The following is a 20108-nucleotide window of genomic DNA, read 5'->3' as shown; positions in this document are numbered from 1 at the left end:
CCGCCGAGCATCCGGCATATCCGCAACCGCCGCAGTTGGCGCCCGCGAGATTGGCTTCGACCTCGGCGATGCGAGGATCTTCATAGACATAAAAGATTTTTGACGCAAGGCTTAGAACCGTGCCGCATACGGCACCGAATCCCAACATGACTAAAATAGCTTCCGTCACGATGTTTACTCCTCTATATAACTCCGTTTCAGCCTTTTCCGCTGGAATAATCTGCCAGGCGGAAACCTGCCGTTAAACCATTCCCTTGAAGGCGAAAAATGTCAGGGAAAGAATCCCCGCCGTCACCAGGGCAATGGAGGTGTCCTGAAGCGGCTTAGGAACCCTTGCCAGGAGAATTCGCTCACGCACGCCGGCAAACAGCACGAGGGCCAGGCCGAAGCCTACCGCGTAGGCAAAGGACGCGACCAGCGCCTGCATAAAGGTGTATTCTTCATTAATATTGATCAGACAGACACCCATTACCGCACAGTTGGTGGTGATCAGGGGCAGAAATATGCCAAGACCCGCATATAGGGCCGGAATACTTTTTTTCAGAAACATCTCCACGAACTGAACCAAGGATGCGATGACCACGATAAAGGATATGGTTCTAAGATATTCCAGCTCAAATTGTTTGAGAACGTAGGTATCCACGATCCAGGTGATAACGCCGGCCATCACGAGGACGAACACGACGGCCATGGCCATTCCCACCGCCGTTTCCATCTTCTTGGAGGTTCCCATAAACGGGCAGTTCCCCAGATATTGGGCCAAGAGAATATTGTTGACGAGGATACAGCTTACGGCAAGGACGATATAGTCACCCATCTATCTTCTCCTATTTTTTTCCAACCAGGTTCATGAGACAGAGCATCAGTCCAAGACCGACAAAAGCGCCAGGGGCCTCAACCATGAAGGAAAACGGCTCATAGGAAGGACCGAACACATCGTATCCCAAAACGGTCCCATAGCCCAGAATTTCCCGTACGGCGCCCAACGCCCCCAGGGCCAGAGTAAACCCGATACCGATTCCGAGGCCGTCCGCCATGGATGGGAGTACCGGATTCTTGGCGGCAAAGGCTTCTGAACGCCCGAGAACAATGCAGTTGACAACGATGAGCGGAATGAAGATACCCAGCTTCAAAAACAGTGGATAGGTGAAAGCCTGCATGAGCAGTTCGACAACAGTGACGAAGGTGGCGATCACAATGATAAAGCATGCGATGCGGACCTTGGAAGGAATAACCTTTCGCAACATGGATACCAGCAGGTTGGAGCCCACGAGCACGAAGGTCGTCGCCAGCCCCATGCCGATGCCGTTTTCAACCGATTTGGTAACGGCTAGGGCAGGACAGAGGCCGAGGACCAGCCGAAACGGCGGTATCTCGTCCCACAATCCCTTGACAAATTCTTGAGCGATTGACTTGGCCATCGGTATTCTCTCCCTCTATTTGTTTAAGGCTTTAAGGTTTTCCTCAATCTGGGGCTTCAGCCGGGTATAGATCGCCCCGACATCCGTGGCCGCAGCACACACGGCGCGGGAGGTGATTGTCGCACCGCTGATGGCGTTGATGCTTCCACCGTCACCCGTTATTTTAACCGGGTCCTTGACCGATGCACCCTTGAACTGTTCAGCAAAGCCCGGGTCCTCTTTGGCCTTCGCCCCCATGCCGGGGGTTTCCGCATGGGTCGTCACTCCGGCGCCCAGAATGGTATCGGATTCCATGTCGATGCCCACCATCAGGCCGACGTCGCCACCATAGCCCTTGCCGTAGCTTTCCAGAGCAACCGCTTTGGGCTTACCGTCAATGACGCCGACAAAAATACTTCGTTCAACATCGCCGTCTGTGATTTTAAAACGATCTGAAATCGGATCGTTGGAGGCATCCTTGAAAATACTCTTCAGGGCAGGACCCTTGACGAACGTCAGCTGCTGATTCTCGATTTGGTCCTTGGTGTTATCCCGAACAGCAGCCAGCAGTCCTCCGGAAAAGGCGGCCAGAGCCGTCAGCACGACAACCATTTTAATCATATCTCGCATCGTTAAACCACCTTTCCTAGCGCTTTGGGTCTGATTTTATCCAGAAGCGGGTTTACGAGGTTGATGACCAGTATGGCATAAATCACGCCGTCGGCATAAATACCGATATTTCGGATCAGAACGGTCATCACACCGCCGAGGGCGCCGTAGATCAGCATCGGAATGAAATTAACCGGCGACGACGAGTCTTCAGTAGCCAGGAAAAAAGCCCCGAACAGCGTATATCCGGTCAGGAGGTGAAAGACCGGAGAGGCATACCGGGAAGGATCTACCGCATAAAACATCATAGCCGTCAAAAATACCCCTGCGAGAAACGAAACCGGAATTTCCCAACGGATGAAACCGCGGATAATGAGCACAAGTCCGCCTAGAATCAGGGCAATGCCAAAAGTAGCTCCGATGCCGCCCAGCTGTTTTCCCAGCAGCAGATCCATGGCGTTGTAGGAGGCCGCCACTTCCTTCACGCTGAACAGATCGGTGTGGAGCCCGGCATGTTTGACCGCAGCCAATGGATAGAATACGGAAAAATCAACATCATAATGAGCCACTGCGGCGCTGAAATTGAGATAATCCGGCCAGGAAACCGTCAGAATCGCGAACGCCAGCACGGCCGGGTTGAACGGATTCCCGCCAATGCCGCCGTAAATCTGTTTACCCACGATGACCGCAAAAAAAGTCCCCACAACCACTATCCACCACGGCAGAGTCGGCGGCAACAACATGGCAAACATCAGACCGATCAGGGCGGCATTGCCGTCGACGATGGTTTCCGGCTGACGGGCAACGCGGTTGTAAGCCGCTTCCCACAACATGGCGGATGAGATGGACAGGGCTATGATGCCGATGACGGACCATCCATAGAAATAGATGCTGATAAACACGGCCGGCAGGGCGGCAAGCAGGATACTATAGCTTCTCCCGGTGATATTGCTGCCGTTATGCCAGAACGGCGCGTGGGAAACGACAAATTTTTTCTGATTAAACATTCGCGGCCTCCTCCTCCTTGCGAATCCTGTCCAGTTCGTATTTCGCAAGCCTGATATATTGAAAAATCGGTATCTTCGATACACAGACAAAACTGCACAGACCGCACTCGACGCAAGAATAGAGATCGTACATGTCCGCTGCGTCTTCATATTGTCTGGCTTCCAGAAATCGAACCAGCATGTTGACCGGTATGTCCGCAGGGCAGATCCGTACGCATTCTCCGCAGTTGATACAGGGCGTGTCGGCCACCATGGGAATATCCTTGCTGTCCTGAATCATCAGGGCATCGGTATCGGGGCACACGGGATGATCCTCGGCGTAAATGGCGGCGCCGGTCATAGGGCCGCCGACGACGACGCGGTCCTTTTCCAGAAGCGTGATGTCGAAAGCCTTGAAGATGTCGCTCATCGGCGTTCCGATTCTGGCGCTGACCATCCGTTTGCTCATATCTTTGTTGATCAGGGTGAAGGTTTTGGTGACAGGGAGCTTCCGCTCCTGAACCGCTCTCCCGATGGATACAACCGCTTCGGCGGTGACGAAGGAGACACCCAGATCTTCACAGGTTTTGTCGGCCGGTACGGGCTTGCCGATAATATTCTTCATGATCATTCGGGGAAGAGCGGCGGGATATGCCGTATCAATCACCCTCAACTCGACGCCGGACGCTCCGCCGACGCCGCCGGCATCCGCCATCAGGCTCTGAGGAAGTGCGATGACGACCTTATGAACACCGGTGATCTTCTTGAGAGCGCTGATACCGGCGTTCATGAAAGCGACATTCGTCTTCAACACGAACTGATTGGTGGCCATCAACAGATCCTTTTCAACCCCGCAAATGACGATGGTATCGATGGGAGAATCGGTACTGGAAAAAATGTCCGTCGCGGGAACGCCGGGAATGGCGCCAAGGTAGGCTTTCGCGGCTTCTATCCCCTCGGCGTCGATAGCGGCGGCAAAACCGTCGTCAAAATCGTCCTTGTCTTCCGTAATCACGGATACGGCGGTATAAACCTGGCCGTAATCGCCCGTATATTGCGTGATGGAAGAGATGGTTCCGGTCACGGAGGAGATGGCATAGATGTCGGTCTCCGGAAAGGGGCAAATCTTCTGCCCGGTCTTGACCCGGTCGCCGATCTTGATCGAGATCGCTGTCTTGCCGTCCAGGGGTTTCTTCAGAAAAAAAGTCGCCCTATCCGGCATCGGGATGCTCTCGGATTCCGCCGGCGTGCTTCCGCCCGTCTCGTATTCGAACCGGGGCTTCTTCGCAAAAAATGATGTATTCAGCATACTCCAACCCTTTTTTAGCCTTTTTTAAGGTGAAAGGACTCTACATCCGACAAGGTACATCGTCGCAGGCTTACAAGCCGTGGCAGGCGGCGCATTCCACGGGACCCGCGCCCATTTCCTTGTGACAGTCGATACATTGGGCATGAAACGCATCCGTCTGTTTGGGCACCGACTCGACCCCCACTTCATCTTCTCCGTGACAATCCAGACAAGCCTTCGGAAGCGATCCGTCATCCGGAATGACGTGGCAGGCCTTGCATGCAAGCATTGCCGCACCCTCACCGGGATCCTGTGGGTGATGGTGGCAAGCGGTACAGGTAAGGTCATAACCGGCTGCGTGGGTGGCATGATCAAACACGACGCTACCCCCTGCACCCGTGAAAACGATCCGGAGCGGTTCGTCCGGCGCTTTTGCCGAAAACGCCGTGTAGCTTAAAACACCCACGATCAGCAACACAATCGCGATGCCGTAAGCCATCTTCAATTCCTTGCTTGCATTTGAGGTCATCTTTGTCACTTCCTTTCAAATCGTTACAAATCTGTGGTTTTATAGAGTGGGCGTAGTCTTAAACCGGATATCGCCTAACACAGCAGAATAAAAGTTTCAAGATATTTTTTCGTTCCTTGAATTATGAAATAGCTGTAATAGCTTGTAAAATAAGGATGATCATCAGGAGCATTACTGTTGACGGCAGCGGATGTCTCGTGTATACCCAATAGCAAAATCGAGGAGGTAAAGTGTGTTATGGAAACAGCTCATGAGAACAATACTGTCGACGATGCCGTCGGCGCCGCCGACGTCGATCGGAAACTCAACAAGATCATCCAGAAATATGCGGAGATTTCCGCCTCGGAAGACACCGTAAAGGCTCCCCAGAGCCATCGCCCTCCCCCGGCACCTTATTATCAGAATACCGAAGTGACGTCTTCCCCTTTCAAAGCCCAGAATTTGCAGAATGTCGTTGACGAGATCAAGGTTATCGAAGACGGCATCAAGCAGATTATCGCCTCGAGAACAAACAAAATCATCGAGGAAAAAATCCCGGTCGAACGTGAAAGACCGGTCAAATACAATCTCATTGACAAGAGTCTGGTGGCCCTCGGTCTCAAAGAGCAGGAGATTGAGACCTACACCGACTACGAAATCGTGAAAAAGGAGGTTCCACGCACTGCCGATGAGGTCATGATCACCGAATTCCGGGGTATGATCGAAAAATATATCAAGAGCCTGAAGGGGTTGAACGAGGGGCTCCGATCGACCGTCGTCGAGGTCGACACCATCGTCAGGAATCTGACCGAGGTCAACGACGCGTTCACGGATCAGATCCACACCGACCGGCGTGCCTACAACGAGCAGGTCAAACACAGCCGTGAACTCGAGGACCAGCTCAGGGAACTGATCCCCATCCACGAATCCATGTCCCTGATCGACGATCGCTTTGCCGAGGTCGAAAAGGTGAGGGACCACATTGAAATGGCCCTGAGGGAGAGTCAGGGAATGGAGCTGAAGTACAAAACCAACATCGACATGGGGGTGAAGTATCAGAACGCCTTGAAAAGCTACCGGAAGCTCATCAACGACTTCAAGGAACGGGGCGATCTTCACGTTAACATGGTCGACAAGTTCGCCGCCGGTGCCGAGCATATGAAAGTGGCCGTTGAAAACGTGTCTCAGATATGTTCAGGTGTTGCCCGGGTCACCCAGTCGATGGTCATGATCGTTGACAGTATCGAAGACGGAAACAAGGTTCTGGGCCGATACGCCTCCCTCGTGGGAGACCAGATGACCGCCGGCCCTCAATGGGAAATGGAATACAATGCGTTGAAGGATGCCGAAGACGTCTACCGTCGGAATGACCAACTGAGACTTGAACAAATCAAGGACAACCGCGAAGAAATCGAGAGACTGATCAACAAAAACAGCTGACGAGACTGTTGACGCCGTCATCTCTCCCCCACTCCAGGATACCGAATGGAAGAGGTCACCCTCCAGGACATCGTCGATGCCGTTCAAGGGATCGATGTCAAAAACTTTCTTGCCGAAGTGGATACGTTTGTCGCCGCGCCGGAACATCTGCATTTGCCAATCGGACTTTCGGCGCACCGCCAGGCCGCCTCCTGCGGAAAACAACACGAAACCTTTCAGAACATACTTCGCGAGGCGGCCCGTCTTCAGACCTGTTCGACCCTTGCCGTCAGTCGTATCGCTAATTTCCATTTTTGCGTGAACGGCCGGGCGATGCGGACACCGTCAGTTGCCGACAAGACACCGCTGTACTTCAGAATGCTGAGAAAACATCAGATCGAACTGCTTCTCAGTATCGAAAACGAAATCGGATTGATCCGGGAAAGCCTGAGGCAGTCCCTTAAGATACATCAGGTTTTTCGCGAGAATGTCCCCCCCGTGGTCCAGGCAGGTCGTTTTATGGCCGTCGTCCGGGAGCGGATAGCGGCGCGCCCGACAACCCTGCTCAAATTGAACGGCACAGACAAAAAAATCGAACAGCTCAACGATACCTTTTCAGACATCCACCGGTATGAGGACGCCTGCCACCGGGAAATTCGTCACGATGCAGAATCCAATCCCATCTCCGATGCCGTTGCAATCCTATCCGATCTGACCACGGCCACGATTCACGACATGGAATATCGTAAACATCGCTTGAATGCCGACACCAGGGAGCTTGCCAAAGGTCGAAAGCTCCTGGTCAAACTGGCGACAAAAGGCTATTCCCCTTTCATGAAAAAAAGCCTCGACATCCTGGTCGCAAACCACGGGGAACGCATCCGCAGATTGAACGCCGCCGTGCGCGAATCCCGACAGCAGTATTATATCGAAGTACTGCCGTGAAGCCCCTGTTCTCCAGCGGCAAGTCCGCCAACAAACAGAGCCCTGAAAATCTATCGGTCTGTTCTATTTGATCAAAAGGCGTCCCGCATGATGAAACCCGACAAAAAATATCAAAAAATCAGCGGCGAACTGGCACGCGCCGTCCAGGCCGAACTGAATTACAGAATCGGCAGCACACCGAAATCGATAGATCTCGCGGAACTCGGTGATATATTCGAGCATCGCAATCGACAGATTGTCACCGCCCATCAGAACGACGCCGTCGCCGACATTCTATATCCGATATTTGTCACTTATCTTCAGTCCAGGGAAGGCGGAAAGCTTCATCTTTTTCCCGACAGCGTTTCGCCGGAAATCTTTTCAGAGTACATCAAGAAAAAGGAACGCTTCGAGACCTTATTCACGGCAGCGATCATGGGGCTCAAGGACAGGGAACTGTTAGACATCATCAACGGCGTTCGGGCGATTTTCGAGGAACAGCACCAGAAATTAAAAGGGATCAACCGCCTGGCGGATACGGTGCGGCATATCCGACGGACGGTTGCAGACATTGCCGAAAAACCTTCGGGGAGCGAAAAACATGCCATCGAATTCCTGATGCAGCTCGCCCCCCTCAACGCAGATCTCAGGGCTATTGAATCCGGTTGCGTCGAATTCAGGGAAAGCCCCTGTCTCAAAGCGGCGATCCAACACCTGGAAAACGAACTCCGGAACGCTGACAGGGTCATCGCGGAAAAAGGACGGAAGGCTTCCAAACTTCTCATCGACAATGCCGGCGCGATATTCCATACCTATACCGTGACGCCCGTGAGCTTGTCCAACACCGAATCCTTTATTGCGCAGAAAGCCGCCATAGTGCGATACGCCAAAATCTTTGGCAGTATCGGCGACACGGAGCGACGGGAAACGCTCGAAAAATTCATTTCCGCCATTGACGTCACGCTTCAAAAACTCCGGCAGGAGATCGAAAAACAAAAGGAAGGCGAGGCCCTGCTGGCCGAAAAACACCAGCAGGAAATCAACGATGCCTATGAACGCTTCCTCGAAATCAAGAATCTCTTTGCCGACGGCCGTCTGACATTAGAAAGCCAGCAGAAAAACGCCGCCGAAAAGTTGCGGAAATGCCGCGACATCCTTATTGCCAACGGCCAACGGGTCATGGCGAGGGATATCGATCGATTCATCAATTCGGCGGGCATCGGAAAATCCGCACCGTCGTCAAATCCGGATGCCGGTACGGACGACGCTTTTGATTACAGGAAAGGATTCCTGATTCTGCTGCCCATCTCGGTGATGCTTTTTTTTGCAGTGCTCCTTTTTCTGATCCTTTAAGGCCGGACAGACCCACTGCCGAAGTCCGGATCAGGTACAGACCCCGCACAGACGGCAGGCGTCCGCCATTGGGCACGGCGGGGACGCTTTTCCTTTGAGGGCCAGATGGTATTCATTTTCCAGAAAAGACCTGGAAATGCCGTGATCGATGAAATCCCACGGCAGTATTTCATCTGTTTTTCGCGCCCTGAGAACGAAAAAATCCGCGTTCACGGGAGACGATTTGAGGGTCTTGACCCAGTTCCCTCCGTTTCGGAGCACCCCCATCAAAATCGATGCCACTCGTCGATCACCTCGGGAAAGCAGCGCCTGTATGTAGGCATGTCGCGGGACATCATGATGGAGCCTCATATTGGGAATCCGTTTCAGACCGTCCTTTATCCGCTTGATCTTCCGTTTCAACATCTCCGGATCGTCCATGGGCGCCCATTGAAAGGGGGTCATGGGTTTGGGCACGAACGAGTTGAGGCTGACGGTAATCTCCCCCATCCGCCCCCGGGTGCGACTCGACGCGAGAAAGCGATGTTTGATGCGCTTACAGAGCGTCACCACCGCATCCACATCCGCGGGCGTCTCGGTGGGCAGCCCCACCATGAAATAGAGCTTGAGATTGGGAATCCCTTCGGCCACAAGGGTTTCTGCGGCCGAAAGCACCGCCGCCTCGTCAACACCCTTGTTGATGACCTGTCTCATCCGCTCGGATCCCGCATCAGGGGCAATAGTCGCCGTTTTCACCCGACTCTGCCGGAGGGTTTCCAACAGCTCCGGCGAGAGGGCGTCGGCCCTCAGGGAACTGAATGAGATGCGAATATCGGCGTCACGATAGGCTGCACAAAGGGATGAGATTCCCGGAACATCCGAAACCGCGGCCCCCACGAGCCCAATCTTATCCGTCAACGCCACGCCCGCGGCCATGGCGGCCTTCAGATGCTCCAGGGACTGAAATCGCGGCGGCCTGTAAACATACCCGGCCGCACAGAAACGGCATCCATGGGGGCATCCCCGCCCCACCTCGATAAGATAAGTCCGATCAAAGGTTGTATGGGGCGATAGTATCGCGGTGCAGCTTACCGCACTGGAGAGATCCCGGGCATATCCCCTTTCAATGGCGGCCGGAACCGATTCCACGGGGGTGAAGGACCGGAGCGTGCCGTCCTCATGGTATTGAACCTCATAAAACATGGGGACATAGACGCCCGGAACCTCCCGCGCCAGGACTTTCAACATCTCCCGTCGATCCCTCTCCGGATCGAATCGGTCGAAAAACGGATCGATCAGCGCTTCTCCCTCCCCAATGAAAAAGCAATCGATAAATGCCGCGAGCGGCTCCGGATTCAGCATGCAGGCGACCCCACCGGCCGCCACCAGGGGATCGTCCGCCGACCGTTCACGGGAGGTCAATGGAACAGCGGATGTTTGAAGGATCTCCAGAAGATGGGAATAATCGCTCTCAAAGGAGATCGAGAAAGCGATGATGTCGAAATCCCTGAGGGGACGTCCGGACTCGATCGATCGGGGGAAGACCTGGGTTGCCGATCGATCCGGCAGGAAAACTCTTTCGCAGACCACATTTTCACGCTGGTTGATCAACCGGTATACCGTCTGATAACCCAGATTCGACATGCCCACCGAATAGGTATTGGGATAGACCAATGCCACGCGGAGTCGACCGGTCCAGTTTTTCAGAATCGTGCCGGTTTCGCCGGCAATGATGTCCACAACCGTTTTTCTCGATCTTCTTGTCATAGAATTTCGAATTCAACAAACCTTTGCCGAAACATCGGAACAAAAACGGCATCCTGCCGAGATATTGTTCGCAAGGTCACTGGAAAACATCTCCGTATCGGTACGAACGATTATCCGACAAATAAAAAACCAGGTTTTCCGCGGTAAAAAAAACCTGGTTTTGTCCGTCTCGGCCGCCACTATCGCCGTCAGTCGGCTTTACGTCTCAAAAAGGTCGGAATATCAAGATCGTCGATATCCATCTCCTTATCGTCGAACGCCTCATATCCCGTGTCCCGAACAGAATCTTTGTCGGTTTTCTTTTGGCGCAGAAACGCAGGCTCCTCGTAATCGACGGCATGGGGATAATCCGCATATCCCCGCTCCTTGGGGGCGGAGCGATAAGGTTGCCGTTTGAATTCCTCTTTTTTAGCGGAACGAGAGACGCTTCTGGCACTCTGATAATTCTTGGGGTTGCGCCGACGATTGCTCATCGACGAAGGCTCTTCACCGATGCCGGTGGCAATCACCGTCACCCGCATCTCATCACCCAGAGACTCGTCGACAACGGTTCCCCAGATGATTTCGGCATCCTCTCCAACCTCGCTGTAGATTCTCTCGGACGCCTCGGTCATCTCTTCCATGGTGAGGTCGCTGGTGCTCGTTATGTTCATGAGAACGCCCTTTGCGCCGGAGATGGAAAGATCTTCCAGCAACGGATGGGAAATGGCCCTCTCGGCGGCCTCGATGGCGCGGTTCTCACCCGATGCAACCCCGATGCCCATGATGGCCATGCCGGCTTTCTCCATGGTAGTCTTCACATCGGCAAAATCGAGGTTGACCAATCCCGGCATCAGGATCAGGTCGGTGATGCCCTTGACGGAGTGGAGAAGAACCTCATCAGCTCTTCGAAACATCTCGATCATGGTGGCGTTCTTGGAGGCTAAACCTCTCAGACGGTCGTTGGGAATCGTGATCACCGTATCGGCGACCTCCCGGATGAAATCGAGTCCCTCCTCGGCCTGGTGCAGCCTCTTTCGGCCTTCAAAGGAAAACGGTTTTGAAACCACGGCGACCGTCAGTGCGCCCAATTCCTTGCAGATCTCGGCGATCACCGGCGCAGCACCGGTTCCCGTTCCGCCGCCGAAACCGGCGGTAATAAATACCATATGACTGTCTTTCAAGGCATTTCGGATGGCTTCGGCGTTTTCCAATGCAGCTTCGCGGCCGATCTGAGGGTTGGCGCCGGCGCCCAGGCCTTCCGTCAGTTTATCGCCGATCTGGATTTTAAGCGGCGCTTTGGAAAGATCCAGGGCCTGAAGATCGGTATTGGCCACGATAAAATTGACACCGCGAAGGTCGGAATCGATCATGTTGTTGACCGCGTTACCACCCGCTCCCCCAACACCGATTACCTTGATTTTTGCTGTTTTTTCGTCGTTTTCGACATAATTGAACATCGGCTCCTACCTCCTAAGGTATATGAACTCTTGTTAAATAAACTGCAGCATGGTCTCGTTTGGATCAAATGATGTCTTTAAACCATTTCTTCATCCGCTGCATAACGCGGTTGAAAATGTTGCTGTCCCTGATTCTGAATTTGTTGGCCCCCCGGTTCTTGGCGCCGAAAAGCACCAAACCGACCCCCGTAGCATACATCGGATTGTTGACGACATCGACAAGCCCCCCGATATTTTTGGGCTTTCCAAGGCGAACGGGAAGATCGAACACAGACTCGGCGACCTCGGCCATGCCTTCCAGCATGGAAGACCCTCCGGTCAACACAATACCGGAATTGATGTAATGTTCCGCCCGGGCGCGATAGATCTCCTGGAGTATAAGGTTAAATATTTCCTCCGCCCGAGGCTCCAGAATCTCCGCCAGTATCTGCTTCGAGAGCTTTCGCGGCCTTCGTCCCCCCATGCCCGGCACTTCGATGATGTCATCCCGTCGAATACCCCGGGTAGAGCATGTGCCGAATTTCTTCTTTATTTTCTCCGCTTCGGCAAGCGGAGCCCTGAGCCCGATGGCGATATCATTGGTCAGGTTGTTCCCTCCCAGGGAGAGAACGAAGGTGTGCTTGATGTTTTTACCCTGAAAAATAGCCAGATCCGTTGTCCCACCCCCCATGTCCAGGATGGCGCTGCCCAACTCCTTCTCGTCCTCGGTCAGGACCGCCTCGCTGGACGCCAGGGATTCCAGCACGATGTCGCTGACATCGAGCCCCGCCCGGTTGGCACACTTGACAATGTTGTGCGCGGAGGTGACGGCGCCGGTGACGATATGAATTTTGGCCTCCAGGCGTGCGGCCGACATACCTACCGGATTCATAATACCCGCCTGATCGTCCACGATGAATTCCTGCGGCAGAACGTGAATCACTTCGCGGTCCATAGGAATCGCCACGGCCCGCGCAGCGTCGATCACGCGATCCACATCCTGCTGCGTAATCTCCGTGGAGCCTTTGATGGCGATGATTCCACGACTGTTGAACCCGTTGATGTGCCCTCCCGCAATACCGGCATACACCGAGGATATTTCACAGCCCGCCATCAGTTCGGCATCTTCGACCGCTTTTTTTATGGACTCTACGGTGGATTCGATATTGACGACGACCCCCTTCCGCAAACCGATCGATGGATGATTGCCGATGCCAATGATATTAATATCGTTTCCAGAGACTTCGCCAACCACCGCACAAATTTTCGTTGTTCCGATATCCAACCCGACGACAATCTCTTCCTGGGTCTGCACCTCAAACCTCCTCTTTATCATCCTCGTTCACATCATCTTCGTCCAGGGATTCATCATATTCAGGGGCGATGACAATACGGTCCGGATCGTTAAGGTTCACGGAATGAACCGTTATGCCGTTCCGCTGATTTTCAAAATAGCTCAACAGATTTCGAAGTCGTTCGTACTTACCGGCGTAATCTTCGTAGCCTATGTATATTTCTTTGATATTTAAAAGTTTTTCGCTTGGGTCGATGAAAAGCGTAAGACCAAGCTCCCTGTCTACGACAACCCGTTGAACCCTTTCATTCGGAATGACACAATCGCTTGTTTTTCCGGACAGTAACACATTCATCACCGTATTGAAAGGAATACTGTGTAACGTGCCGGAAATTCCAAGATCTGAAAACTTGAGCCCTTCCACCAGTGGGAGACCACTCGGTTCCGTTCCATCCCACACCTTGAAAATTTTTCCGTGAACATTCACGACGTATTTGCGCTCGATCTCAAATAGCGCCAGCGGTTCCTGTTCCTTGATTTGGATGCTGAGGGTGGAAGGCACTCGCCATTCCACCTGCGCCTCCTCAATCCAGGGGTGTGCCAACAGCCTTTTCCGCACCGCTGACAGATTGAGCGCCACCAGGTTGGTTCCTTTTTCGACGCCGGCCTGGATGAGAACCGCCTCTTCCGAAACCCGTTGATTGCCGATAATCCGTATCCGTTGCGTCTCGAAATAATGCCATTCGGTCAGTTCCTTATAAAATAACAGAAAAAGCACACTCAATACGAGGAGGACGAACAGACGTGGAATGATCCGACGGTTGTCATTGCTGCCGCTCATGAAATGTCGCGTACCTTTCGTAGTAGGATCTTGAATCTGCTGATATCGTCACCATCGCAATGGCGGATTGTCGTGGAACGGGGTGTTTGAAGAAGGGTCGGCGGAAGTCAGATTGCCGTATTCGCCTGAAAAATCAGTATTCCCGATTGGCGCGTCGCAATATCCAGACCGAAACTCAGCTGCCGGACGCACTTCTCAGTCTTTCCAGGATTGTTTCGCCGATTCGCCAGACATCCCCTGCGCCAAGGGTCAACAGCACATCCGCCGGCGCCAGCATCTTCATCAGCTTTGCCAGTGCCGCGCCCGTGTCTTCCCCAAGGAAAACCTCCTTGTGACCGTGCATGCGAATACCTTCGAAAAGCGCTCCGGCATCGACACCTTCGATGGGACGTTCGCCTGCGCTGTATATCGGGAGCACCATCAGCAGATCCGACTGGTAGAAAGCGCGGGTGAACTCGTTGAACAGCGCCTGGGTCCGGGTGTACCGATGAGGTTGAAAGACTACGACGAGTCGCCTGTCCGGCCACGCGTCGCGGGCGGCCTGAAGGGTGGTCTTGATCTCGGTAGGGTGATGGCCGTAATCATCCACCACGGTGACGCCGCAGGCCTCTCCCTTGATCTCCAGTCGACGCTGAACCCCTTCAATGCTCTCCAGAGCCGCTTTGATGACACCGAAGGGAATGTTCAGTTCCATTCCCACGGCTACGCTCGCGGTGGCGTTGAGGACATTGTGACGTCCGGGAAGGTTCAGTTGGATTTCCCCCAACAGCCGACCGAGATGGTGAATGGAAAATCGGCTTTTCATCCCTTCGATCACCACATTCCGAGCCTGAAAATCCGCCTGGATAGTCATACCGTAGGTGGTGTAACGCTTCTTGATTCTTGGAAGCAGGTCCTGCACAAACGCGTTGTCGAGACACAGTACCGCGAGTCCGTAAAACGGAATCCGATCGATAAAATTCGCGAAACTGTCCTTGATATCTTCTATATCTTTATAAAAATCGAGATGTTCTCGATCAATATTGGTCACAACGGCAATAGTCGGCGACATCTTCAGGAAAGAGCCGTCACTCTCGTCCGCCTCGGCGACGATAAAGTCTCCCCGCCCCATCCGAGCGTTGGTGCCGATACTCTTGAGCTTCCCGCCGATAACCACCGTGGGATCAAGACCGCCTCCCGCCAGCACCGAAGAAATGATCGAGGTCGTTGTGGTCTTTCCATGGGCGCCGGCGACGGCCACGCTGTATTTCAAGCGCATCAGTTCCGCGAGCATTTCCGCCCTTGGAATTACCGGAATTGCAGATTTGACGGCAGCCCGAACCTCGGGATTGTCCGCACCTACGGCGGAGGAGATCACAACCACGTCGGCCGCCTCGATCTGATGTTCGGCATGTCCTTCATAGATCGATCCGCCGAGAGCCCTGAGGCGGTCCGTGATATCGGACATCTTCTGATCGGATCCCGAAACGCGATATCCAAGATTCAACAATAGTTCGGCAATGCCGCTCATGCCGATACCGCCGATGCCTACAAAATGAATGTGATATTTTTTTCGATACATATCGTTTTTATGTCCGGTCCCCAATGTTCCGAAGAAACGTCATACCCTTTTTTCCAGAAGTTGATAACAGTCGTCAACAATCTCCGCTGCCGCATCGGGCCGCCCCAGGCACCTGGCCCGTTCGGCCATGTCACGAAGATCATCGGGATGTTCGACCAGGCGTCGAATCCGGTTCACAAGGCTTTCGCCGTCAAGATCCTTTTCTAAAATCAGTTCAGCTGCGCCCGCCGCAACCCGTGTTCTTGCGTTCAATTCCTGATGATTGTCCGCTGCATGAGGAAAGGGGATAAAAATGGAGGCCTTCCCTACGGCGCTGATCTCAGCGACGGTGGTGGCGCCGGCCCGGCAGACGATCAGATCAGCCTTCCGGTACTGCTCGGGCATGTCATTGAAAAAGGCCCTGACATCCGAGGAGATACCGTATTTATCATATGCGGCCCGAACCATTTCCGCGTCCTGAATACCGGTTTGGTGAACAATGCGGAGGGGGCCGATATCTCCCATGCGTCCCGCGGCATCCACCATCGCCTGATTGATGCTGTGAGCACCCTGACTGCCGCCCAGAACAAGAAGCCCGAACGGGGGGCTTGAAGAATCGACGCTGAAAATGCCGGGAACTCTGTCATCGTATGAGATCTCTTTCCTGACGGGGTTCCCTGTCCAGATAGCCGGTGCGTGTCCTTCGGTGAAACGGGTCTCCTGAAACGAAACGTAAATCCGATCCACCCATCGGGACAGAAGACGATTGGTGATACCGGGGAGAATATTCTGCTCCTGGAGAACGCAGGCAATCCCACGCCATCGCGCCGCCAGCACCACCGGACCCGAGGAGTAACCGCCCACGCCCACCACCAGATCGGGCGCAAACCTTCGGAGCACGCCAAAAGCGCTCCAAATGCTTCCGGGAATTTTCATCACTGCTCGAAGCTTCCCGAACAGTCCCATACCTTTCAGGCCGGAAACGTTGATCCGCTGATGGGAGAACCCTTCCCGGGTCAGGATTTCCAGCTCCAGCGGTCTTCCTGTGCTGACAAACAAGACGCGGCTTTCGGGATTTCGGGCCATAAACTCCCGGGCAACGGCGATGCCGGGGAAGAGATGGCCCCCGGTGCCGCCGCCTGCTATAATGATGTTAAGCGGTCGGTACATGTTTTTCCCCGGCACTGATATTCATCAATAACCCAATACCCGCCATATTGACCAAAAGGGATGAACCGCCGTAGCTGAGGAGAGGAAGCGTGAGCCCCTTGGTCGGCAACAGCGCAAGAGCCACTCCCATATTGATGATGACCTGCAGCCCCAGGGAGAAGGTGAGTCCTGCAGCCACCAGGGATACAAATCGCCCTCCGGCGTTACGCGCAATATTCATTCCACGCCAGAGGATCACCCCGTAGCAAGTCATCACCGCAAGCACCCCGATCAGCCCCAGCTCTTCACCAATCACCGAAAAAATGAAATCGGTATGGGGCTCGGGCAGATAAAACAATTTCTGGTATCCGCCCCCCACGCCGACACCCCATATGCCGCCCGTGCCGAAGGCCATGAGTGAGTGAATGGCCTGGTATCCTTCGTTGCTCGCATATTGCCAGGGGTCCCAGAAGCTCATGATCCGTTTCCAACGGTATGCCGAATTGACCAGAACCAGGTAGGCGACAGGCAAAACCGCAAGGATCGACAACATCAGATATCTGAGCCGCACACCGCCCATAAACATCAAGCCCCCCGCAATGACACACAGGATGCCTGCCGATCCGAAGTCCGGTTGCAGCATGATAAGCCCTACAAAAACACCAAGAATTATGACATGCGGAACAAAACCCACTGAAAATGTTTTAATCAAATCGCCTTTTTTTTCCATGGAATAGGCCAGGTAAACCACGAGGGCAAGCCGTGCCAGTTCCGACGGCTGAAACGAAAACGCCCCCAGGTAGAGCCATCGCGTCGCTCCCCCTGCGGTAATCCCCAGCCCGGGAATCTGAACCGCCGCAAGGAGGAGAAGTGTCCCAAAAAGAAGGGGATAGACCCCGGCCCGCAAGATCCTGATGGGCATGTGCCTGAAAAGAATCAGAAGCAAACATCCGCCCACGGAGTAGACGAGTTGACGCTTCAAAAAATAATAGTCGGTTCCGAATTTTTTGAGGGCAAGGGTGGAACTGGCGCTGTAAACCATCACGATGCCGATCCCCACCAGAAAAAGTACCGGAAGTGTCAGCCAGACATCGTAGATAGGCCCTTCCCGCCATCCCCGTTCGGGCCTGTCCTTGTATACCGGCAGGTAAGACTGCATCAATCTTCCTCCGCAAGCTTCGCCACCGCGTTTCGGAAGGCTTCTCCGCGGTGAGCGTAGTTCTCGAACATATCGAAGCTCGAACAGGCCGGCGACAGAAGCACCACGTCTCCGGGGGAAGCCCATTCATGGGCGCGGCGAACCGCCGCCGCCATGGACGACTCCTTCGACACCCTGTCGCAGCAATCTCCCAACTCACCGGCGATGGCCTCCTTGGCATCCCCGATCAGAACGAGTCCCTTGACCTTTCTCTTCACCCCATCCTTCAGGACGCCGTATCCACCGCCTTTGTCCCGTCCGCCCATGATGAGCACAACCGGACTGTCAAAGGCATCGAGTGCGCGCAGTACGGCATCCGTATTGGTAGCCTTGGAATCGTCGATATACCTGACGCCGGCAACGCTCCCCACGGACTCGAGTCGATGGGGGAGTCCCTTGAAATCCCTGAGGGCGCTCTCGATACCTCCGACATTCCCGCCGGCGGCCAGAGCAGCCAGGACGGCGGCGGCGATGTTCTCCAGATTATGAGAGCCGAACAGGGAGATCGACGCTAAATTCACGATCTGCGGTGCCCTTCCCCGTATCCGCACCACCAGGGCGTCGTCCTCTATGAAAGCGCCGTCGTCCTCCGGGCTCCTGGGGTTGAAAAACCATTTCCGGGCAACGATTCGACGGGATATTTGGGCGACGGCAGGGTCGGCGCCGTTGAGCACCGCGACATCCGCTGCGCCCTGGTTTTCAAAAATCCGGCCTTTGCTCCGGGCATAAGCCGAAAAATCATCATATCGGTCCAGATGGTCCGGTGTGATATTCAGAATCACCCCTACCGTCGGTCGAAAGCAGGTAATGGTATCGAGTTGAAAACTGCTGATCTCGGCCACCACCCGATCCCGCCTGAGTCCTTCAGCCACGTATTCAATCAGCGGCGTCCCGATATTGCCGCCGACAAAGGTGCTGAGACCGGATGCCTGGATCATCCGGCCGATCAGGGTCGTGGTCGTGGTCTTCCCGTTGGTACCGGTAACGGCGACAACGGGGTCTTGAATGAAACGGAATGCCAATTCGATCTCCCCCAGAATCGGAACGCCCCGCCGCAAGGCGTCGAGAAGGGGGGGGAGCGTATGAGGAACCCCGGGGCTGAGAACGATCAGATCGGCGTCCTCGAAAAGTCTTGCGGGATTTCGGCCCAGCACCACCGAGATTCCTCGGTTGCGCAATTCCGTCGCCGTGGACGCCAAGGCCTTTTCGTCTGCACTGTCCGTGACGGTGACCCGGCCGCCTCGGCCGCTCAAAAAGCGGGCACACGCGACGCCGGACCGGCCCATCCCGACCACCAGGATACGTTTATTGTCGAATGTCTCCATCTTTGTCGATTGCATTGGTCATCTCAATTTCAGGGTGCTCAGAGAAACCAGCGCCAATGCGACCGATATGATCCAGAATCGGACGATCACCTTTGGCTCGGGCCACCCCTTCAATTCGAAATGGTGATGCAAGGGTGCCATCCGAAAGATCCGGCGGCCCTTGGTCAGTTTGAAGAATCCTACCTGAAAGATGACCGACAAGGCTTCGATGACAAACAATCCGCCCACAAGGATCAGCATGATCTCCTGTTTGGTGATGACGGCCACGGTGCCGATCGCGGCACCCAGGGAGAGCGATCCGACATCCCCCATGAATACCTGGGCGGGATAAGCGTTGAACCACAAAAAGCCCAGCCCCGAACCGGCCAGAATGCCGCAAAAAATAGAGATCTCACCGCTGTTCGGTACATAATTGATCTGGAGGTATTCGGCGATCCGGACATGGCCTGTCACATACGCGAAAATCATATAGGTCACGGAAGCGACGATAACCGGTCCGATGGCCAAACCGTCAAGTCCGTCCGTCAGGTTAACGGCGTTGGACGTTCCCGTAATGACCAGCGCGGCAAATAGAATGTAGCCCCATCCGAGATCCGGGGAAACCTTTTTGAAAAACGGCAGGGTGAGTCGGGTGTCAAACCCCGGATACTGATAAAGCATCCATCCCACCGCCAACGCCACGGCAAATTGCAGCATCAGTTTCTGCCGTGCGCTCAGGCCTTTGCTCCGTTTTTTCACCTGCATCAGATAATCGTCGAGAAAACCGATGGTGCCGTTGCCGACGACGGCCATCAGGATTACCCAGACATAAAAATTGAGCAGGTCCATCCAAATCAGTATGGATGCCACCGTCGCTACGAGAATAAGCGTCCCCCCCATGGTGGGGGTTCCCGCCTTTTTCAGGTGGGTCTGAGGACCGTCGTCCCGAACGTATTGCCCCACTTGCATCTCTCTTAACTTCCGGATCATCCATGGCCCCAGGAAGAAACAGATGAGAAACGCCGTCAGGCTCGCGTAAATGGTGCGAAAAGTAATATAACGGAAAACGTTGAATGCCGCCAGTGTCGTATGGAGGGGGTAGAGAAGATGGTAAAGCATTATCGATAAAGC

At 54.2% G+C, this 20108-nt stretch carries 18 protein-coding genes; 3 read left to right on the top strand and 15 right to left on the bottom strand.

Translation table 11 applies throughout. The annotated features are described in order from the left end of the window. Window positions 1-241: 241 nt before the first annotated feature. The 6 genes from rsxA to AB7S84_RS02395 all read right to left on the bottom strand — a co-directional run bounded on the left by rsxA (window position 242) and on the right by AB7S84_RS02395 (window position 4812). Window positions 242-817, bottom strand: coding sequence for an electron transport complex subunit RsxA (gene rsxA, locus AB7S84_RS02420; RefSeq protein WP_020878525.1), 576 nt, complete (start codon window positions 815-817; stop codon window positions 242-244). A gap of 10 nt (window positions 818-827) precedes the next feature. After that, window positions 828-1421 (bottom strand): electron transport complex subunit RsxE, encoded by a 594-nt coding sequence (rsxE, locus tag AB7S84_RS02415; RefSeq protein WP_020878526.1) that lies wholly within the window; start codon window positions 1419-1421, stop codon window positions 828-830. 15 nt (window positions 1422-1436) lie between these two features. Next, entirely contained in the window at window positions 1437-2030 is a 594-nt protein-coding gene (gene rnfG, locus AB7S84_RS02410) for an RnfABCDGE type electron transport complex subunit G (RefSeq protein WP_020878527.1), read from the bottom strand. A 2-nt stretch (window positions 2031-2032) separates the two neighbouring features. Continuing rightward, complete coding sequence (locus tag AB7S84_RS02405) at window positions 2033-3016, bottom strand: RnfABCDGE type electron transport complex subunit D (RefSeq protein ID WP_020878528.1); 984 nt, start codon at window positions 3014-3016, stop codon at window positions 2033-2035. Further along, window positions 3009-4304 (bottom strand): 4Fe-4S dicluster domain-containing protein, encoded by a 1296-nt coding sequence (locus AB7S84_RS02400; protein WP_428152827.1) that lies wholly within the window; start codon window positions 4302-4304, stop codon window positions 3009-3011. Before AB7S84_RS02400 ends, AB7S84_RS02405 begins: the two co-directional genes overlap by 8 nt. Before the next feature lie 70 nt (window positions 4305-4374). After that, window positions 4375-4812, bottom strand: coding sequence for a cytochrome c3 family protein (locus AB7S84_RS02395; protein ID WP_020878530.1), 438 nt, complete (start codon window positions 4810-4812; stop codon window positions 4375-4377). Window positions 4813-5049: 237 nt separating this feature from the next. Between AB7S84_RS02395 and AB7S84_RS02390 the strand changes: the two genes are divergently transcribed. The 3 genes from AB7S84_RS02390 to AB7S84_RS02380 all read left to right on the top strand — a co-directional run bounded on the left by AB7S84_RS02390 (window position 5050) and on the right by AB7S84_RS02380 (window position 8487). Next, window positions 5050-6231, top strand: a complete 1182-nt coding sequence (locus tag AB7S84_RS02390) for a hypothetical protein (RefSeq protein ID WP_040416622.1) — start codon at window positions 5050-5052, stop codon at window positions 6229-6231. 45 nt (window positions 6232-6276) lie between these two features. Continuing rightward, on the top strand, window positions 6277-7155 hold the full coding sequence (locus tag AB7S84_RS02385; protein WP_020878532.1) for a hypothetical protein: 879 nt from the start codon (window positions 6277-6279) through the stop codon (window positions 7153-7155). 87 nt (window positions 7156-7242) lie between these two features. Beyond that, window positions 7243-8487: a hypothetical protein gene (locus AB7S84_RS02380; protein WP_428152826.1), complete on the top strand. Its 1245-nt coding sequence runs from the start codon at window positions 7243-7245 to the stop codon at window positions 8485-8487. 30 nt (window positions 8488-8517) lie between these two features. Here AB7S84_RS02380 and AB7S84_RS02375 read toward each other — a convergent pair whose 3' ends face one another. From AB7S84_RS02375 to mraY, 9 genes are all read right to left on the bottom strand, one after another. Next, window positions 8518-10206, bottom strand: coding sequence for a TIGR03960 family B12-binding radical SAM protein (locus tag AB7S84_RS02375; RefSeq protein WP_020878534.1), 1689 nt, complete (start codon window positions 10204-10206; stop codon window positions 8518-8520). A 215-nt stretch (window positions 10207-10421) separates the two neighbouring features. Next, window positions 10422-11672, bottom strand: a complete 1251-nt coding sequence (ftsZ, locus tag AB7S84_RS02370) for a cell division protein FtsZ (RefSeq protein WP_020878535.1) — start codon at window positions 11670-11672, stop codon at window positions 10422-10424. 64 nt (window positions 11673-11736) lie between these two features. Next, window positions 11737-12966: a cell division protein FtsA gene (ftsA, locus tag AB7S84_RS02365; protein WP_020878536.1), complete on the bottom strand. Its 1230-nt coding sequence runs from the start codon at window positions 12964-12966 to the stop codon at window positions 11737-11739. 1 nt (window position 12967) lies between these two features. Beyond that, entirely contained in the window at window positions 12968-13786 is an 819-nt protein-coding gene (locus tag AB7S84_RS02360; RefSeq protein WP_020878537.1) for a cell division protein FtsQ/DivIB, read from the bottom strand. Window positions 13787-13961: 175 nt separating this feature from the next. Next, a complete protein-coding gene (gene murC / locus AB7S84_RS02355; RefSeq protein WP_020878538.1) occupies window positions 13962-15347 on the bottom strand; it encodes a UDP-N-acetylmuramate--L-alanine ligase in 1386 nt (461 codons plus the stop codon). A gap of 39 nt (window positions 15348-15386) precedes the next feature. Further along, complete coding sequence (murG, locus tag AB7S84_RS02350; RefSeq protein WP_020878539.1) at window positions 15387-16496, bottom strand: undecaprenyldiphospho-muramoylpentapeptide beta-N-acetylglucosaminyltransferase; 1110 nt, start codon at window positions 16494-16496, stop codon at window positions 15387-15389. Then, the gene (gene ftsW, locus AB7S84_RS02345; protein ID WP_020878540.1) at window positions 16480-17634 is read right to left on the bottom strand and encodes a putative lipid II flippase FtsW; all 1155 of its coding nucleotides are present in this window, start codon (window positions 17632-17634) and stop codon (window positions 16480-16482) included. The genes murG and ftsW overlap by 17 nt, the downstream gene beginning before the upstream one ends. Continuing rightward, window positions 17634-19013 carry a UDP-N-acetylmuramoyl-L-alanine--D-glutamate ligase gene (gene murD / locus AB7S84_RS02340; protein ID WP_020878541.1) on the bottom strand — a complete coding sequence of 460 codons (1380 nt, stop codon included), beginning with the start codon at window positions 19011-19013 and terminating at the stop codon, window positions 17634-17636. The genes ftsW and murD overlap by 1 nt, the downstream gene beginning before the upstream one ends. Window positions 19014-19016: 3 nt before the next feature. Next, window positions 19017-20096 carry a phospho-N-acetylmuramoyl-pentapeptide-transferase gene (gene mraY, locus AB7S84_RS02335; protein WP_020878542.1) on the bottom strand — a complete coding sequence of 360 codons (1080 nt, stop codon included), beginning with the start codon at window positions 20094-20096 and terminating at the stop codon, window positions 19017-19019. Between the last annotated feature and the right edge of the window lie 12 nt (window positions 20097-20108).

It is taken from the genome of Desulfococcus sp. (assembly GCF_050178255.1).
Classification (GTDB): domain Bacteria; phylum Desulfobacterota; class Desulfobacteria; order Desulfobacterales; family Desulfococcaceae; genus Desulfococcus; species Desulfococcus multivorans.
This window is presented reverse-complemented; position numbering and strand designations above follow the sequence as displayed.

Excerpts from the sequence above, each read along its gene's own strand:
- AB7S84_RS02390 (WP_040416622.1), top strand. The coding sequence starts at position 5,050 with ATGGAAACAGCTCATGAGAACAATACTGTCGACGATGCCGTCGGCGCC.
- ftsZ (WP_020878535.1), bottom strand. The coding sequence starts at position 11,672 with ATGTTCAATTATGTCGAAAACGACGAAAAAACAGCAAAAATCAAGGTA.
- rsxA (WP_020878525.1), bottom strand. The coding sequence starts at position 817 with ATGGGTGACTATATCGTCCTTGCCGTAAGCTGTATCCTCGTCAACAAT.
- AB7S84_RS02380 (WP_428152826.1), top strand. The coding sequence starts at position 7,243 with ATGATGAAACCCGACAAAAAATATCAAAAAATCAGCGGCGAACTGGCA.
- rsxE (WP_020878526.1), bottom strand. The coding sequence starts at position 1,421 with ATGGCCAAGTCAATCGCTCAAGAATTTGTCAAGGGATTGTGGGACGAG.
- AB7S84_RS02400 (WP_428152827.1), bottom strand. The coding sequence starts at position 4,304 with ATGCTGAATACATCATTTTTTGCGAAGAAGCCCCGGTTCGAATACGAG.
- ftsW (WP_020878540.1), bottom strand. The coding sequence starts at position 17,634 with ATGCAGTCTTACCTGCCGGTATACAAGGACAGGCCCGAACGGGGATGG.
- mraY (WP_020878542.1), bottom strand. The coding sequence starts at position 20,096 with ATGCTTTACCATCTTCTCTACCCCCTCCATACGACACTGGCGGCATTC.
- AB7S84_RS02385 (WP_020878532.1), top strand. The coding sequence starts at position 6,277 with ATGGAAGAGGTCACCCTCCAGGACATCGTCGATGCCGTTCAAGGGATC.
- murC (WP_020878538.1), bottom strand. The coding sequence starts at position 15,347 with ATGTATCGAAAAAAATATCACATTCATTTTGTAGGCATCGGCGGTATC.
- AB7S84_RS02405 (WP_020878528.1), bottom strand. The coding sequence starts at position 3,016 with ATGTTTAATCAGAAAAAATTTGTCGTTTCCCACGCGCCGTTCTGGCAT.
- murD (WP_020878541.1), bottom strand. The coding sequence starts at position 19,013 with ATGCAATCGACAAAGATGGAGACATTCGACAATAAACGTATCCTGGTG.
- rnfG (WP_020878527.1), bottom strand. The coding sequence starts at position 2,030 with ATGCGAGATATGATTAAAATGGTTGTCGTGCTGACGGCTCTGGCCGCC.
- AB7S84_RS02395 (WP_020878530.1), bottom strand. The coding sequence starts at position 4,812 with ATGACCTCAAATGCAAGCAAGGAATTGAAGATGGCTTACGGCATCGCG.
- murG (WP_020878539.1), bottom strand. The coding sequence starts at position 16,496 with ATGTACCGACCGCTTAACATCATTATAGCAGGCGGCGGCACCGGGGGC.
- AB7S84_RS02360 (WP_020878537.1), bottom strand. The coding sequence starts at position 13,786 with ATGAGCGGCAGCAATGACAACCGTCGGATCATTCCACGTCTGTTCGTC.